Raw genomic sequence first — 16,028 nt, 5'->3', positions numbered from 1 at the left:
AGCCCTCATGGGTGAGGGCTGATTACATAGAATATATTTTTGAAGTGGGCTAAATTAATCCAAAGTCTGCCGATACCTCTTCAATCCGACAATAATCACAATTATCCAGAAAACCACGATAGGCCAGAGGTGATACAGGGATTCTTCCCAGCCTGTTCCTTTGAGCAGTACTCCGCGCACTAAGCGTAGGTAGTGGGTCAACGGGAGGATGGAGCCTAAGTTTTGTGCCCAGTCCGGCATGCCTCGGAAGGGGAACATGAAGCCGGAGAGCAGTAGCGAGGGCAGGAAGAAGAATATGGACATCTGCACGGCTTGCAACTGGTTGCGGGCCACGGTGGATATGGTCACTCCTACGGTCAGGTTCGCGGCGATGAAAATGGCTGAGTATGTGAACACGATCAGCGGGTTGCCGTTGATGGGTACATGAAAAAGGAAGATGGATGCTGCCATGATCAGCATCATCTGGATGTAGCCGACCATGACATAAGGAATGATCTTGCCCATCATTACTTCCAGCGGGCGGACCGGAGTGGTCAGCAGGTTTTCCATGGTTCCGCGTTCGGTCTCGCGGGTAATTGCGAGCGAGGTAATCATGACCAGTGTCAGGGTCAGGATAACCCCCATCAGGCCGGGAACGATGTTGTACTGGCTGATTGCTTCAGGGTTGTAATCTGCGTGGATGCGAAGGTCTACAGCGCTGTTTTCGGGCAGCAGGTAACTTAGCGATCCTTTGAGGTCCCGCGCCAAAGCCCGGTTTATGATTTCTCGCATGGAATTAACTGCATTGCCCGTAGCCATCGGGTCGGTAGCATCAGCTTCCAGAAGCAGTACGGGGCGTTCTCCGCGTTCAATATCCAGTCCGAACTGTTCGGGGATGGTCAGCACGAATTGCACTTCGCCTAGTTCCAGTAAACGTTTGGCTTCGGCCCGTGAATTTATGAAGCGGTCCACATCGAAGTAGGTACTGGCCTGCATTCCGGCTAATATTGATCTTGAGTAGCGCGAATTGTCGCCGGAAAGCACGGCAAGGGGCAGGTGCCGCGGGTCGGAGTTGATGGCGAATCCGAAAAGGATGATCTGAATCAGCGGGATGCCGATCAGCATGGCAAAAGTCAGGCGATCCCGGCGCATCTGGATGAATTCTTTTCCAGCCATAGCCATGAACCTTTTGAATGAGAATAAACGTAAACTCATGGATTCATCCCCCGCATGAGGTCGATGAAAACTTCCTCAAGGCTTGTTTCGCAAGGTTCAAATCTATTCTCCGCTCCGGCATGGGTGCGGATTCCCTTTTCAATTAAATTGTTGTCGCGTCCGCTGATGTGCAGGGTGTTACCGAAAGCAACCACCTGATCAATGCCTTCACTGGCGCGTAATTTCGTGGTTAGTTCGTTCAGGTTAGGACCGTTGAGCGTCCATGTGTGCAGGCCGGAATTGCTGACCAGCTCATCCAGAGTCCCTTTTGCCAGCAGGTCACCGTAAGCGATGTAGGCCAGACGATGGCAACGCTCAGCCTCATCCATGTAATGGGTGGAGATAAGCGCGGTAATGCCTTGTGCAGCAAGGTTATGAACTTCATCCCAGAAATCGCGGCGTGCGGAAGGATCAACCCCGGCGGTTGGTTCATCAAGGAGCAGCAGTTGGGGGTTGTGAAGGGTACATCCGGTCAGGGCCAGACGTTGTTTCCAGCCCCCGGAAAGTGATCCGGCGAGTTGGTTGGTAAATCTGCCCATATTCATGCGTTCAATTGCTTCATCAACAAGCTTGCGGCGGTTGGGCAACTGGTAGGCTCGGGCAAGGAAATCTAGATTCTCTTTTACGGTCAGATCTCCGTAGAGGCTGAATTTTTGGGCCATGTAGCCAACCTTGGGCTTGATGAATTCAGCTTCTTCTATGATGTCATAACCAAGGCAGGTGCCGGAACCTGAATCCGGTCGCAGCAAGCCGCAGAGCATGCGGATGAAGGTCGTCTTGCCGGAACCGTTGGGACCGAGGAATCCGAATATTTCACCCTTGCGGACCTGCATATCCAGCCCCTTAACCACCGTCTTTGGACCGAATGACTTGGTCACACCGGATACGTCTATGACAGTCTGCTCAGTCATCGCTGCTCCGGAAGTAATTTTTAATACGGGCAAAGAACCCGTTGTCAATTTTAAATCCGCCCGCTGTTCTGCTTACATCCACAGGCTGTCCGGGCTTGAATAGAACGGCTTTGTCCTCCGCCGGAACAGCTTCGAGCATGAAGACCAGTTTGGCTCTGCTTTGGCTGGAATATATGACCGGGGGGGTATATTCGGCCTGCGCTGAAATGTAACTCAGAGTTACTGGGATCGGTTTTGCCAGCCCATCGAAATTAACCAGCAGTTTTTCACCGATCTTGAAGCTGCCTACAATTTGTTCCGGCACATAAAATCGGACTTTGCGGTTTTCCGGCGGCAGGATGGAAATGATCGGTTTTCCGGCTGCAACCCACTCTCCTTCATAGCGGATGGTATCAAATACTAATCCGGATCGAGGCGCGGATTGTGCTTTTTGATCATAGTTCCAGCGGGCCTGTTCAAGCTTGGCTTGCGCTGCTCTTACCGAAGATTCAGCAGCATTGATTTCATCAGTTCGAGAGCCGAGGGTTGCTGTTTTAAGTTCGGATTTGATTTCTTTTACCAGTTGAGTGGCCTGTTCATAATCAGTGCGCGCCTGGTCTCGTTCTTCTTCTGAAATGGTTCTGGTGCTGTATAAATCTGCACGTCGTTTATACTCTGTCGCGGCAAGCCTTTCGGCTGCAACAGCTTTTCTCAGTCGTGCTTTGATGGAGGCGATTTCGGAAGGTCGGCGTCCTTTGCGTTTGTCGGCAAGATCACTGATCGTTCTATCTAAATTACCTTCTGCTTCATCTACCCCGGACTTCTCAAATTCCCGTTCAAGGGTGAAAAGCGGTTGTCCGGTTACAACGGTCTGCCCTTTACGCACGCTGATTTCGTCCAGTTGTCCTCCCAAGGGGGAGGATACGTAAACGAACTCTCCTTCAACATAGCCTTGCCAGAGCTTTGATTCTGTTTCATTGCAGCCGCAAAGCAGGGTGGAGAGCAGGATCGCTACGATTATATGAGTAAATTTCAGGCCGGATTTCATGATTAGTTCTCCTTTTTCACTGCAACTGTTTCTTCAAATAACTGAAGGTTACGTTTGACCTGTTCGCGGGGATCAAATTCTCCGTTGGAAATATGAAAGAGGAATGAAGGCGGCACTACAGTGCCCAGCAGCATGAAGACAATATCCGCAGGATCTACGTCTTTGCGGATTTGCCCTAGTTCCTGTCCTTTGGCGGCTATTTCCCCGGCAGCAGCACGGTATTCAGTCATCAAAGAATATATTGCCCTGCGGCGAATAGATTTCTGATCCAAAGCAGCTTCAGAGAAGAGCAGGCGAGGAATGCCAGGATGCTTATACAGTAGGTCTGCATGGCGCAGAGCCAGTTGTTTCAGCACATCCAAGGGAGTATCTCCTTCATCCATAGCTGTTTTGGCGTTGTCGATGAGTTTTTTACGGATAAGTTCTCGCACTCCATCGAATATTGCATCTTTGTTTTTGTAATGGCGGTACAGGGCAGCAGGTACGATTCCACAAGCCTTGGCAACGTTACTCACCGTAATGGCGGAGACCCCTTTGGCAGCGAGTTTCAGGGCTTCTTCTGCAATCTGTTCGCGCCTTGAAAGGCGGTCCATTCTTTTACTCATTAATTACTCTCCAAATATGTGAATGTGAATTCACTTTAACTTTGAAATAATTATTGTGTCAATAGGGCAAAATAAAATCCCTCCCTCCGAACTAAATCGGAGGGAGGGATTTTTGATTGCTTATATGCTGAGCTGAATCGATTAGTTCGAAACAGGCTTACCGAGGAATCTAACCAACGCGAGGATGGCAATGATTCCGGCAGGCAGTACCATCAGTACGGGCATTCCGAGTCCTGCGGGGATGTAACCGAACAGGATGGAGATGATCGCTACGGGGACGGCGTAGAACAGCTGAGTTCTGGTGTGGTCGATGTGGTCACATGCGGAACCCATAGAGGACAGGATTGTTGTGTCCGAGATGGGAGAGCAGTGGTCGCCGAAGATAGCTCCGGTAAGAACCGCACCGATGTTCAGGATTACGTAGCCCTGCTCGGGTACCAGCGCGAAAGCAAGCGGAATACAGAGCGGCATGAGGATACCCATTGTTCCGTAAGAAGTACCTGTTGCAAAGGAGATAATGGAGCCCATCACAAAGATGATGGAGGGCAACAGGAAGGTCGGAATGGTATCGGAGAGCACGTTTACGAGGTAAGCCGCGGTTCCGAGTTCCTTGATGATACCGGAAAGGGACCATGCCAGCAGCAGGATAACTGCGGTGATGTTCAGGGATTTAACACCCTGTACCCAAGTGGAGAGTGCTTCGTCCACAGACAGGATGCGCTTGCCGATGGCAATGGCCAGAGCCACAATACCTGCGATAAGAGCAGCCTGGAAAAGAACAACAGAAGCATCGGAAGCACCGAAAGCTTCACGGATTGCTAAGAAACTCATGGGAGCATCTTCGAAAATCTGTTTCAGTGCAGCGTCATCACCGCCCATGATTCCATTGTAACCGTTGAAGTAGAAGCCGAGGAAGGCTGCAACGATCAGGGTTCCGATGGGGATAATTGCGTACCAGATGCTAGGATCAACATCTTCTGCGGGCTGCAGTTCGGTAGCCTCATCTGCAACCATGGGTTTAGCATTGTCATCAAGGACTTTACCGGTAGTACGGGCACGCTGTTCAGCTTTGTACATGGGTCCGAATTCACGCATGAACCAGATGGTAGCGAGGATGAAAACCAGAATGAGGATATTGTAAAAACGGTAAGGAATGGTTTCTACGAAAACGCCGTAAGCGTTCATGGTGTATCCGATTCCCTGAAGACCGTCGCGGATCAGGCCGACTTCGTAAGCAACCCATGTGGAGATCAGTGCGATACCGGCGATGGGTGCTGCGGTGGCATCGATGACGAAAGCCAGTTTCTCGCGGGAAACTTTCATTTTATCAGTAACCGGGCGCATGATAGGGCCGACGGTGAGGGAGTTTGCATAATCGTCGAAAAAGATGAAAAGGCCGAGCACCCAAGTAACAAACTGGGAACTGCGCGGGCTTTTTGCCTTTTTAGCCAGAGCATCAGCAATTGCTTTCGCACCGCCCATTTTGGATACCAGTGCAATGAGACCGCCGATGGCGAGACACTGGAGTACGATACCTGCGTTCCATGAGTCGGCAAGAGAGCCGAGAATTTCGTTGGACAGACGCAGGAATCCGCCAACAAAACCGTTGTAGATGTCAAAGCCTTTCGCTTCGAGCATGAAAGCACCGGAAAATACACCGATGAAAAGTGACAGAACAACGTTTTTGGTAATGAAGGCCAAAACAATGGCAACAAGCGGCGGAATGAGTGTAAACATACCGAACACTTTGGCGTTAGCCGGGCCGAGGCTGGAGTCAGCCGCAAATGCGGGCTGGCAGAGCAGTGTAAATAAAACTGTCAGTAATAACAGTCCTCTCCAATTGCGCATATTAAATTTCCCCCTTGAAATATTATGTGTCGCAAAAAAATATGATCTGCTGATCTACTAGAAATTAGACATAAATGCAAATTTGATTTTGTATCTGTTTAATTTTCCATGATAAAATTCCGAAATGACAGACTTTAACCGTAGAGAATTAATGAAAGAGTAATATTGGCGGAACTGTGAATTTAGATGGAAGTTGTACCCTTATTTGATTTCGGGGTAAAAAGTTCCATTGTACCCGCTGGTAAATTGGGGTATGGACTTGCCTGTACAGACACCATTGAGAATACGAAAAATGCACAATCCTAATAACGTTATAAGGAAATCAGATGTTTTCAAAAAATAAAGCTCTCAAAAGCATATTTGATTCCAGCATTGATGAACTTTGCAAGAGCGAAGGGCTCTCCAAAGAGACCATTATTCAGGGCATTGAAGATGGGACTATGGTTCTGCTCGGGAACCCCAACCACAAGAATGTAACTCCCACCCTTATCGGGCAGCCCGCGAAGGTTAAAATTAACGCTAACATCGGTACTTCTCCTTTTAAGAATGACCGTGAAAAGGAAATGAAGAAGCTTGATACCGCATGGAAGGCTGGCGCACACGCCGTTATGGACCTTTCCACCGCCGGTGATCTTGACGGAATCAGGACCGATATGCTCAATAGCTGCCCCCTGCCGCTGGGTACTGTACCCATTTATGCTATGGCGCAGCAGTATGTTGCACGTGATGAAGATCCCGCAGGTTTCTCCATTGATGAACTTTTTGCAGAAGTGGAAAAAGAAGCCGAACAGGGTGTAGATTTCATGACCCTGCATTGCGGCCTTACCCGCCGTGGCGCAGAGTGGGCAACTGAAGAAGGTGAGCGTCTGCTGGGAATCGTTTCTCGCGGTGGCTCTATCCTTGCTCGTTGGATGCGTGATCATGATGCGGAGAACCCTCTGCTCACCAACTATGATCGTCTTCTCGAAATCTGCCTCAAGCACAACGTTACCCTGAGCCTCGGTGACGGCCTCCGTCCCGGTGCAGGTGAAGATGCCGGTGATGCTGCTCAGTGGGAAGAAGTTCTCATGCTCGGTAAGCTTGCCAAGCGTGCTCACGAATACGGCGTTCAGGCTATGATTGAAGGTCCCGGCCACGTGCCCATGCACCTTGTTGAATCCCAGATTCGTGGAATCAAGGCTGCTACCTACAATGCACCTCTCTACGTTCTCGGACCTCTGGTAACTGACTCCGCTCCCGGTTATGACCATATTGCCGGCGCAATCGGCGGTGCCATTGCTGTTATGAACGGCGTGGACTTCCTCTGTTACCTTACTCCCGCAGAACACCTGACCCTGCCTGAGATTGATGACGTCTGGAACGGTGTTAAAGCTTCTCTCGTTGCTGCCCAGTGCGGTGAAGTAGGACTTGGCCGTAAGGATGCTGTTCAGCGTGATAAAGAGATTTCTATCGCACGTAAGGAACTTGATTGGGACCGTATTGCTGAACTGGCAATTGACCCCGCTCTGGCTTGTGCTCGTAGAAAAGACCATAAAGATGAAAAAGAATGCGCTATGTGCGGAAAATTCTGCGCAGTACGCATGCTTTCCGAATAGTCCTGATCATATCATAAGAGCCGCTCTGTACGTTCTATAGATGATAATGGCCCGTAACACTGCTGGTGTTACGGGCTTTTTTTGTGTACTGTTACGTATTGAATTTAAACGATCGTTTGAATGTGAGCTTTTGCCCGCTTTTTGCAGAATGTTCTGCAAGTTGGTTTTCCGGAAAAAAAGTCAGGGCCAAATTTTGTTATCCAACTCGCTATTCAAGGACGGGATATTATGCTGCAATACGTACGCGAACCCATGAGCGGGTTAACTCATTTTATAGGCTTTTGCCTCGCTATTGCCGGGCTGGTTATGCTGTTGGTTTCATCTGTAAATCCGACCAGCGTAATGCATGTGGTTACTTTTTCGGTTTTTGGCGGCGGTATGGTTTTGCTTTACCTTGCGAGCACTTTGTACCATTGGTTGCCCCTTTCCAAGCGGGGGATCATGTGGCTGCGTAAGCTCGACCATTCCATGATCTATATTTATATTGCCGCAACCTACACGCCTATATGCCTTGTGGGGCTTAAAGGAGCGTGGGGATGGTCTTTGTTCGCTGCAATATGGAGCATGGCATTGGCTGGGATTATTACCAAAATGGTCTGGTTGAATGCGCCGCGATGGTTGTCCACCGGATTTTATCTAGCCATGGGTTGGCTGGTAATTGTCGGGGCTTATCCCTTGATTCAGGCTTTGCAGGTCGGAGCATTGCTCTGGCTGCTTGCCGGCGGAATCATGTATTCAATCGGCGCGGTTATTTATGCAATGAAACGGCCTGATCCGTGGCCGGAATTCTTTGGCTTCCATGAAATTTTCCATGTATTTGTCATGGCCGGAAGTTTCTGCCATTTTTGGGTAATGTACGAATATATTACCGCGCTGGGGTGGTAATTATTTGGAAAAGTGATCAAATCCACCGGCAGTGTATTCTTTGCCGTTAAGTAAAATTTTGTTGTCCCCGGTGATTGTGCCTATCTGGTGCAGGCCGGGGATTTTTGCCTTCAGTTCTGCAAAGCCATCAGCTGAAGCAGCTCCGAACAGGGCATAGTCCTCTCCGCCGAGGAAAGCGTGTTCGGCAGCGGAAATTGATTTTGATTCAGCATAGTGAATGATTTCTTCGTGCAATTGCGATTCATCAAGTGAAATCCTAGCACCTAAACTACCTTCACAGCAGCCCAGAAAACGGGGCAGGTCACGGGCCAGACCATCCGAGAGGTCCATCAGTCCTTTTACGTGTTCCGACTCAGCCAGTTTGATGCCGGCTGCAACGCGCATGGGCGGGCGCAGATGCGCTTGCACACATTCCGGGTAAAAATCGGTAGCTTTTGTGCCTGATTCTTCAAGTGCCAGCAGTCCGGTGCGGGCCATACCTGCCGGACCATGCAGGAATAAAATATCTCCCGGTACAGCATTGCCCCGAGAAAGAAAACGGCCTCCCGCAGCTTCGCCCCAGACTGTAACTGAAATTCCCAGATACTGACCGCCGGACAGGTCTCCTCCTGCCAGAATCAACCCGTGCTGTTTCGCAAGGGCAGACATTGATTGAAAGAATGGTTCCCAGAATTCACTTTCCAGACTGGGCGGGATAATTAAACCCAGTGCAAATCCGCAGGGCTGTCCGCCCATCGCCGCAATATCACTGATATTAACTGCAAGGGCTTTGTAGCCGATGTCTGCCGGAGAGAAGTACGAGCGTCTGAAATGCACATCTTCCAGAAACAGATCTTTACTGATGCACAGGTCTGTGCCGGAACGAAGGATAGAGCAGTCATCTCCGCGTCCAAGCGTGACATGGCCGTTTTCGGATGGAAAATATTTGTCGATCAGGGTCAGGAAATCCTGTTCTGAATTTAATTTTGTCATTGTTTACAGCATCTCCACAAAATCTTCGACAATGACCTTTGGTCCAAAGCCGGGGAAATTGATGCGCAGCTTGTTGGGCTCGATGCGTTCGATGATTTTGCCACGTCCGAAAATCTTGTGCTTGCAATGCCCCAGCTTCATGGGCGAGGGCTTCTTGGAAGCTGAGATTGAAGGAGCTGTATCGGTATAGGCAGCAGGATTTACCGGAGCATTCTTTTTCTTCGCCATGCCGCCGGAATAGGATTCCTGCAATTCATCAAAGAGTGCGTTATCAAGCTCACGCAGAAATGGACTGGGCACCGCAGGTTCGGAGAAGTCGGTGTTTTTGCGGTTGATGGATGCCGGGGCGCACATGATCAGCTCCTTGCGTGCGCGGGTACAGGCCACGTAAAGCAGACGGCGTTCTTCCTCGTATTCCTGAGGCTTTTGCATGGATTTGCGGGAAGGAAAACGGTCTTCCACAAGGTCAATGATGATGACCGCATTCCACTCCAGTCCTTTGGCGGAATGAATGGTGGAGAGAGTGACCACATCTTCTTTTTTTTCTTCCTCGCTGTGCTGATCAGGATCAAGGCAGAGGTCGGTCAGGAAAAATTCCAGATCATCGTAGTTGGATGCAATCTGGCTGAGCTGTTCGATTCCGGCTTCGCGGCGCGGGTAATCGTCCGGGTACTGGGCAACCAGTAACGGCCTGTAGAGCGGAACTATGATCTCAAGACAGGTTGCCGGAGAAGAGTTTTTCTTCCTTAGTCCATCAAGGTCACGCAGGATGTCCTGCAGCAACTGATATTTCTTGGTGAATTTCCCAAGTGCCTTCTGGTCAGCAGAAATTACAGCCTGTGCGATTTTAGTGGCGGTTTTGGGTCCGACTCCCTTGATATGTCCAAGGGTGCGTTGCCATGCGATAATGTCCGCTGGATTGCTGACCAGACGCATGAAAGCCAGAACATCTTTGATGTGTGCGGCTTCGTTGAATTTCAGGCCGCCGTATTTTTTGAATCCTACACCCAATCGTTTCAGGGCAACTTCCAGACCGTAACTCTGGTATCCGGCGCGGAAAAGTACTGCGACCTCTTCGGGACCATGTTTTTTCTGCAATTCAATGATCCGGTCCAGCACGCGGTTGGACTGGCTGAAATCGCTGAGCGGAACCATGAGTTGCGGCTTATCGCCCCATGTCTGTTCGGTGAAAAGTTTCTTATCGAATTTTGTTTCAGCCCCGTCCAGAATAGCGTTGGTCAGATCAAGGATGGGCTGTGTGGAACGATAGTTCTGTTCCAGACGTACAATTTTTACGTCTTCAAAAATGTCAGGAAATTTAAGGATGTTGGTTACATCCGCGCCACGGAAAGAATAGATGGACTGAGCATCATCACCTACAGCCATGACGTTTCCGTTTTTTCCGGCCAGCAAACCGACAATGCGAGCCTGCACAAGGTTGGTATCCTGATATTCATCGACCATGATGTACTGGTAGCGTGAACGCAGGGAATTACGCAGGAATTTGTCTTTTGTCAGCAGTTCTTCAAGGTAGAAGAGCAGGTCGTCATAATCCATCAAACCGTGCTGTTTTTTATAAACAGCGTAGCCCTTAGCTATTTGTTCCATTTCGGAAGCGTAGGTTGCCAGATGGAAAGCTTCGGAATTGACCAGCGTATCAATGGAAAGTTCTTTGTTACGAGACTTGCTGATCATATCCAGCAGGGTGGATTTTTTGGGGTATGAGCGGTCTCCCTTACCGAATTTAAGCTGATCTTTTACTTCTTTGACTGCGGCTTCAGAGTCACTGCGGTCCATGAGGGTTATGCCATTCGGAAAGCCGATTTCAGCCGCGTTTTGACGCAGTACGGAATAAGCGAAAGCGTGGAATGTTCCGCCTTGAGTGCCGTGCAGATTTCTGCCCAGAATCAGCTCGGTACGCTGAAGCATTTCCTGCGCAGCCTTACGGGTGAAGGTCATCAGCAGAATGGATTCCGGCGGGATGCCCTGTTCTACCAACCATGCCAGACGGTATACAATTGTACGGGTTTTGCCGCTGCCAGCACCCGCAATTACCAGCACGGGACCCTGTGGATGTGTAGCTGCTTCGTACTGTGCCGGGTTCAATTCATTTTTAAAATCGATCATGATGTATGTATGCCTCCGGCGGCCCTGCCGGGGGCCTTAAACCCTTTTTGTAAAGAGGGTTTAAGAATCCCAAAAACTTTTAATAGGGCTTTGCCGTTTCGTATATAGAATTAGTTGTGAATTTGTTAATCTGGCAGAGTAATATTGAACCAGTCAAGTATGATTTGTCCGGTTTGGTGCATGGTGTTAATCTGCTGTCCATCGGAGCTGTAGAAAAATGCGTCTTGCACTGTATGAGTTCCGGTTCTGCCATGGAAACCGAAGATTTCAGCGCGGTCAAATTTAGCCTTAAGATCGAATCCGGGTTTTGCGGTGCAGATCAGGTCCGGAGGGTTGCCTATAGGGCTGTCTCCATAGGCTTCACGTTTGGTCAGAACCTGCCTCATCACCTTTTGTCCGTTGAACTCAAGCTTCATGAGTTTGTCCGCTATTTCAGCAGTAATTTTATCTGTGTGTGCTGGATCAATCTGTCCACGTGCAAAATCAGAGGTATGGATATATATCCTTCCGGGATCAAGGGCAAATGCTTTGCTGCTCGGGGCAATTATTGAGGAATCCCACTGGTCCTTTGCGGGCTGGGTGTATTCCAGACAGCCCTGTTGTACGAGAAAGGTGTTCAGGTCCACTTCTGTTTCAAGGGCAGCGAAGCCATGATCCGCAAAACTGATAAGCTTTTTATCTCCCGGCAGAGTTTTGAATTTATCCAGCACCACACCTATTGCATGATCCCATTTATGCATAAATTCTGTTGCCTTGGAAGCGAGGGGATGGTTGTCGTCTTCGAAAGCGGGATAGAAAAAATGGAACAGGCGGTCTGTTTCCGTAAAGACAATGGTGAATAAATCCCATGCAAGATCATTCCAAAGTAATTCAAGTACCTTTAACCGTCCCTCAAGAGTGCGCGCGACTTGATCGAAAAGATAATCCGGGTCCATTATTCCCCGGCTGGTGTCTGCTTCGAGCTGATAGCTTGCATCGCGAAGTGGGCCGAGCAGGAAGGGTGGGTGAACAGCTTTCTCAAATGAATCAGCAACAAAGCCGGAAATCAGCATGCCTCGCAGCGGCTTGGCGGGGTAAGTATTAGGTAGGTTAATGACCTTGCTGATCAATCCGTTTTTGCCCAGAGCATCAAAAATTGTCGGGCAGAGTACCTGCTCGAAGTTGTTAATGGAAAGGGTGTAGCTTTGCGGATCAATGGATGTGAAGCCGTAAAGTCCATGTCTTTCCGGTTTTTGGGCAGTAAAGAATGATGTCCAGTTTACCGGGGAAAGTTCCGGCAGTTCGGCAGAAATGGAATCGCACTTTCCGGCAATGCGGGCGAGATTGGGCAATCTTTTTGCCCATTTCAAAGCAAGAGAGGCCGGAAGTCCATCCAGCCCCAATACTACGAATCTTTTTCGTTCAGTTTGATTAAAAAGCATATTAAATCAAGTTACAATAGAATATAACGAAGCGGCGAAGCCATACTAAAAAAGTTTGGGATTCTTAAACCCTTTTTAAAGGGGGTAAGTCGCCGGAGGCAAAAGTCTTTTCATAAAAAAGCGCATCAAATCAAACTACAAAACTACAAGCTCGTACTTCTTCATAAAATGTACTGGATTGTATGATTCTTTTGCTTTGCGCAGACCGGGTTCGCCGAGATCCTGCTCACGGTTAACGAATTTTTTGTCGCTGGCGTTGTTTTCGAGGAACATCTGGTTGATGGCCTGATAGACGCCTTTGAAATAGGTGTTTCCTTTTTCAAAGTGGATAACGATTGTGTCTTCGCCCAAAGGCTCGGCAATGGTGTAGGCTATGATGCGATTGTCGATTCTCAGGGTTCCGCCGGTGAGATTTTTGATGGTGTCCATTTCCTTGAGAACTTTGGCAATGGCTTCGTTCTCGGCGACAAGGGCGGGTGAGAAGTTCTTTTCTTCCTGCCAGCGATACCATTCAAGTTGCATTTCCAGCACTTCTTCTACGCAATCAGGTGTGATTTCGCGGTACTCGTAGTCGTACTTTTTCATGAACTGGCGGTAGAGATTTTTCTTTTTATGGAATCGGTTGCCGCGCAGTTCAATCAGTTCCTGAACGGAATAGATGTAATCAAAATGGTCGCGGTTCTCTGTGATTTCGATTTTGTCACCGAAAATTTCTTTGAGATGCAGGGCCAGTTTTTCGGGGATGCGTGTGAATTTAGTTCCGGGGGTACTCATGAGTTCACATTTTTCCCAGTCCGCGCTGAACCAGTCTCCAATGGGGGCCCAGTTGATGACTTCAGGTTTGGTCTGGCGCACATGAATGAGCCCGGATTTTCCGCAGCTTATTTCAAGACCGTAATGTTCGGTCCAGCCCCAGATGTTGGCAAAGGTGAAATCAGAGGTCCTTTGCGGACAGGCCGCAAGCGCTTTTTCAAATTCATCCTGGCATTCAAGGGTGATGGGCTTGAATTCGTTATTCATTACTGGTCCTTTTATTGTTTTTCTTGATCATGCTGAACTTCTGCCAGTTTCTACATGAGAATGTGTAAAAAATGATGGATGCCTGTACTCCTTGCGATATGAGCATGGCCATCCAGATTCCGGTGGCTGAATGCAGTACCTCGTGTCCCAGAAAATAGGCCAGCGGCAGTCTGCATCCCCATACGGTGATGGCGAAAATGAACAAGTTGTAAAGGGTCGCTCCAGCTCCGTTTAATGCTCCGGCCATGATCATTGAGGTCAGGGTAAACGGAATAGCGAGCATGTTATAGTAGAGATAGTTTACGGCTTCATCAAGGACCACCTGTTCCGGGGCAATGATGGATGTTACCGGGTAAATTACCTGCCAAAGCAGCAGTGCGGTAATGCTCAGGAATCCGATAGCCAGAAACAATATTCTATACCCGAATTTCTTTGCCTCGTCAGCTTTGCCATCCCCAAGGTAATGCCCGATGATAATCGAAGCAGTCATGTTGAAAGCAAATGCGGGCAGGAACAGGATGGACTCAATGCGGATACCCGCAGTCATGCCTGCCAGCGCGATTACGTTGTTTTCAGGCAGACTTGCAGTGATGGAGTAGAGTACCATGTATCCGGAATGCCAGACTAATTGCATCAGACCGCTAGGCCACGCTACCTTGAAAAGGTAGGGGAAAGCGCTTTTCATCCAGCGTAACGGAGCAATGCATTTACGCCGAAGGTCGCCCGATTTTATGAGCACTATGACGTTAAATATGGCGCCCATGGTTATTGAGCCGAATGTTGCCCAGGCCAGTCCTTTGTATCCGAGATCGGGGAACCCCCACATACCCATCCCGAGCCCTAAGTCACCAATCGTGTTGGTAACAGTGACGATAATCATGCTGTAGAGCGGCAGCATTACCTTTTTCTGGGCCCGGAAGACCGCGTTGGTAATGATCAGCATGTAGTAGATGGGCACGAGATAAAGGAATACTTCAATGAAATATTCCATTACATAGCGCATTTCCTCAGGGACTTGCAAAATGGTTAGGATTCCGTTTCTGTATGGAAAACCTATAGTGAAGATTATCAGCCCTAATATGGCTCCGATGATGAAGCATAGACCTACGTACCGCTTAGCCCTGAGCATCATGCCCGCACCGATGGACTGGCTTATTGCGGCCACTGATCCATTGGCAGTGGCCATGGCGATGACCAGAAAGAAGAAAAGAGACTGGCTGATCATGCCCATTGAAGCCTGAATTTCACGGCCCAGTTTGGACGCAACCCAGACATCCACAAGACCGATCATCAAGTGGAAGAGCATCATCAGTATCTGAGGCCATGACAGGTTCCATATGGTTTTGTATGGAGAGTTGGTCATGTCTGCGGTGGTCATATTCATAAGCGGGAAAAACTCCGTATAAATTCAAACGTAGTCAGCCTTATATAGCAGATCCGGTGTTAAAAAATCAGAGGAAAGGCGGATTTGGCTGCGGAGCTGAGAGTTTAGTTAGAGTTTCAGGAAAAGCAAGAGTTGAGCAGCTATAATATTATTTTGCTCTTGCAGCTGATTGTGCTGGTTATAGATTTATTCTCATTGGTTTGAGGCATGTACTTTGTGCGCTGCTTTGTTTATGTTATCAAAAAAAGTAAACAGAAAGCGAATGTAAATATAAGGAGGCTGAATAATGGCGAGCGATGAAAATTTCTGTCCTAGGGTGCGATTGAACTTATGGCTGGAAACAGAAGAAGGTATGCTTTTCGGCCTTGGAAGGGCGCAACTGTTGGAGCAGATTGAAAAACAAGGCTCGTTGAATAAAGCAGCTAAGGCGCTCGGAATGTCCTACCGTGCGGCATGGGGAAGGCTCAAGAACACCGAAGAAGTGCTCGGTGATTCTCTGGTTCTTAAAACCCGTGGACGCAAAGGCTGTAGCCTCACACCGCTGGGTGAGCGGGTTCTTGAAGATTATCGCCAGTGGGTACAGGAAGTTGAAAATTTTGCGGTCATGACTGCCCGTAAATCATTTCCTTGGAATGTAGCTTCTTATGACGAAGATATGGAGCGTATTGCTCAGGAGAAGAAAGGTAAGAAGTAAGTTAATTTTTATTTGTTTTTTCTATAATTTTATCGTCCTCGACTTAGTCTCTCCTTTTAGACTTGATATGAAACTGACAACTGGGGTAAATATTTATCCTATTAACTTATGATTTTATTGCAGTCCTTAGGAGAATAAAATGTTTTTTTATTTGAATCCCCTGAAAAGAAAATTACTTGTGGTAGGCCTTGGAATGTTACTTTGTTTTACTTGTGCAGCCTGCAAGACCGTTGATACATCCGGTGAAGTTTCAGCAACTGTTTCAACTATTGATGGCGGAGGCAGCAAGTAGAATAAACAGAATTTAATTGATTCGATTTAAACACCCCCTGTTCCATATGGCGC

The 16,028-nt window shown here is 48.6% G+C and carries 14 protein-coding genes; 4 read left to right on the top strand and 10 right to left on the bottom strand.

Annotation, left to right across the window (positions count from 1 at the left end; genetic code table 11):
- Positions 1 to 54: 54 nt before the first annotated feature.
- From DESAL_RS11795 to DESAL_RS11775, 5 genes are all read right to left on the bottom strand, one after another.
- Entirely contained in the window at positions 55 to 1,194 is a 1,140-nt protein-coding gene (locus DESAL_RS11795; RefSeq protein WP_015852215.1) for an ABC transporter permease, read from the bottom strand.
- Positions 1,191 to 2,105: an ABC transporter ATP-binding protein gene (locus DESAL_RS11790; protein ID WP_015852214.1), complete on the bottom strand. Its 915-nt coding sequence runs from the start codon at positions 2,103 to 2,105 to the stop codon at positions 1,191 to 1,193. Before DESAL_RS11790 ends, DESAL_RS11795 begins: the two co-directional genes overlap by 4 nt.
- Entirely contained in the window at positions 2,098 to 3,132 is a 1,035-nt protein-coding gene (locus DESAL_RS11785; protein ID WP_015852213.1) for an HlyD family secretion protein, read from the bottom strand. Before DESAL_RS11785 ends, DESAL_RS11790 begins: the two co-directional genes overlap by 8 nt.
- Before the next feature lie 2 nt (positions 3,133 to 3,134).
- On the bottom strand, positions 3,135 to 3,737 hold the full coding sequence (locus DESAL_RS11780) for a TetR/AcrR family transcriptional regulator (RefSeq protein ID WP_015852212.1): 603 nt from the start codon (positions 3,735 to 3,737) through the stop codon (positions 3,135 to 3,137).
- A 141-nt stretch (positions 3,738 to 3,878) separates the two neighbouring features.
- On the bottom strand, positions 3,879 to 5,585 hold the full coding sequence (locus DESAL_RS11775) for a Na+/H+ antiporter NhaC family protein (RefSeq protein WP_015852211.1): 1,707 nt from the start codon (positions 5,583 to 5,585) through the stop codon (positions 3,879 to 3,881).
- Between the two features lie 326 nt (positions 5,586 to 5,911).
- Here DESAL_RS11775 and thiC point away from each other — a divergent pair, with 326 nt between their 5' ends.
- Positions 5,912 to 7,180 (top strand): phosphomethylpyrimidine synthase ThiC, encoded by a 1,269-nt coding sequence (gene thiC / locus DESAL_RS11770; RefSeq protein WP_015852210.1) that lies wholly within the window; start codon positions 5,912 to 5,914, stop codon positions 7,178 to 7,180.
- Between the two features lie 228 nt (positions 7,181 to 7,408).
- Complete coding sequence (gene trhA / locus DESAL_RS11765; protein WP_015852209.1) at positions 7,409 to 8,065, top strand: PAQR family membrane homeostasis protein TrhA; 657 nt, start codon at positions 7,409 to 7,411, stop codon at positions 8,063 to 8,065.
- Here trhA and thiL read toward each other — a convergent pair whose 3' ends face one another.
- The 5 genes from thiL to DESAL_RS11740 form a co-directional block, all read right to left on the bottom strand.
- Entirely contained in the window at positions 8,066 to 9,037 is a 972-nt protein-coding gene (thiL, locus tag DESAL_RS11760) for a thiamine-phosphate kinase (protein WP_015852208.1), read from the bottom strand. It abuts the gene before it with no gap.
- 3 nt (positions 9,038 to 9,040) lie between these two features.
- Positions 9,041 to 11,164, bottom strand: a complete 2,124-nt coding sequence (locus tag DESAL_RS11755; protein ID WP_015852207.1) for an ATP-dependent helicase — start codon at positions 11,162 to 11,164, stop codon at positions 9,041 to 9,043.
- A 125-nt stretch (positions 11,165 to 11,289) separates the two neighbouring features.
- Complete coding sequence (locus DESAL_RS11750; RefSeq protein ID WP_015852206.1) at positions 11,290 to 12,585, bottom strand: alkaline phosphatase family protein; 1,296 nt, start codon at positions 12,583 to 12,585, stop codon at positions 11,290 to 11,292.
- A 135-nt stretch (positions 12,586 to 12,720) separates the two neighbouring features.
- Entirely contained in the window at positions 12,721 to 13,605 is an 885-nt protein-coding gene (locus DESAL_RS11745; protein WP_015852205.1) for a DUF2156 domain-containing protein, read from the bottom strand.
- Positions 13,598 to 14,989 (bottom strand): MATE family efflux transporter, encoded by a 1,392-nt coding sequence (locus DESAL_RS11740; RefSeq protein WP_015852204.1) that lies wholly within the window; start codon positions 14,987 to 14,989, stop codon positions 13,598 to 13,600. Before DESAL_RS11740 ends, DESAL_RS11745 begins: the two co-directional genes overlap by 8 nt.
- A gap of 286 nt (positions 14,990 to 15,275) precedes the next feature.
- On the opposite strand from DESAL_RS11740, the gene DESAL_RS11735 reads away from it, so the two are divergent.
- Positions 15,276 to 15,683 (top strand): winged helix-turn-helix domain-containing protein, encoded by a 408-nt coding sequence (locus DESAL_RS11735; protein ID WP_015852203.1) that lies wholly within the window; start codon positions 15,276 to 15,278, stop codon positions 15,681 to 15,683.
- Positions 15,684 to 15,822: 139 nt separating this feature from the next.
- Positions 15,823 to 15,975, top strand: coding sequence for a hypothetical protein (locus tag DESAL_RS20235; RefSeq protein WP_015852202.1), 153 nt, complete (start codon positions 15,823 to 15,825; stop codon positions 15,973 to 15,975).
- Positions 15,976 to 16,028: the final 53 nt, after the last annotated feature.

The sequence above is a fragment of the Maridesulfovibrio salexigens DSM 2638 genome, from assembly GCF_000023445.1.
Taxonomy (GTDB): domain Bacteria; phylum Desulfobacterota; class Desulfovibrionia; order Desulfovibrionales; family Desulfovibrionaceae; genus Maridesulfovibrio; species Maridesulfovibrio salexigens.
Note: the sequence above shows the minus strand (reverse complement) of the source record. Positions and strands in the feature narration are given on the sequence as shown.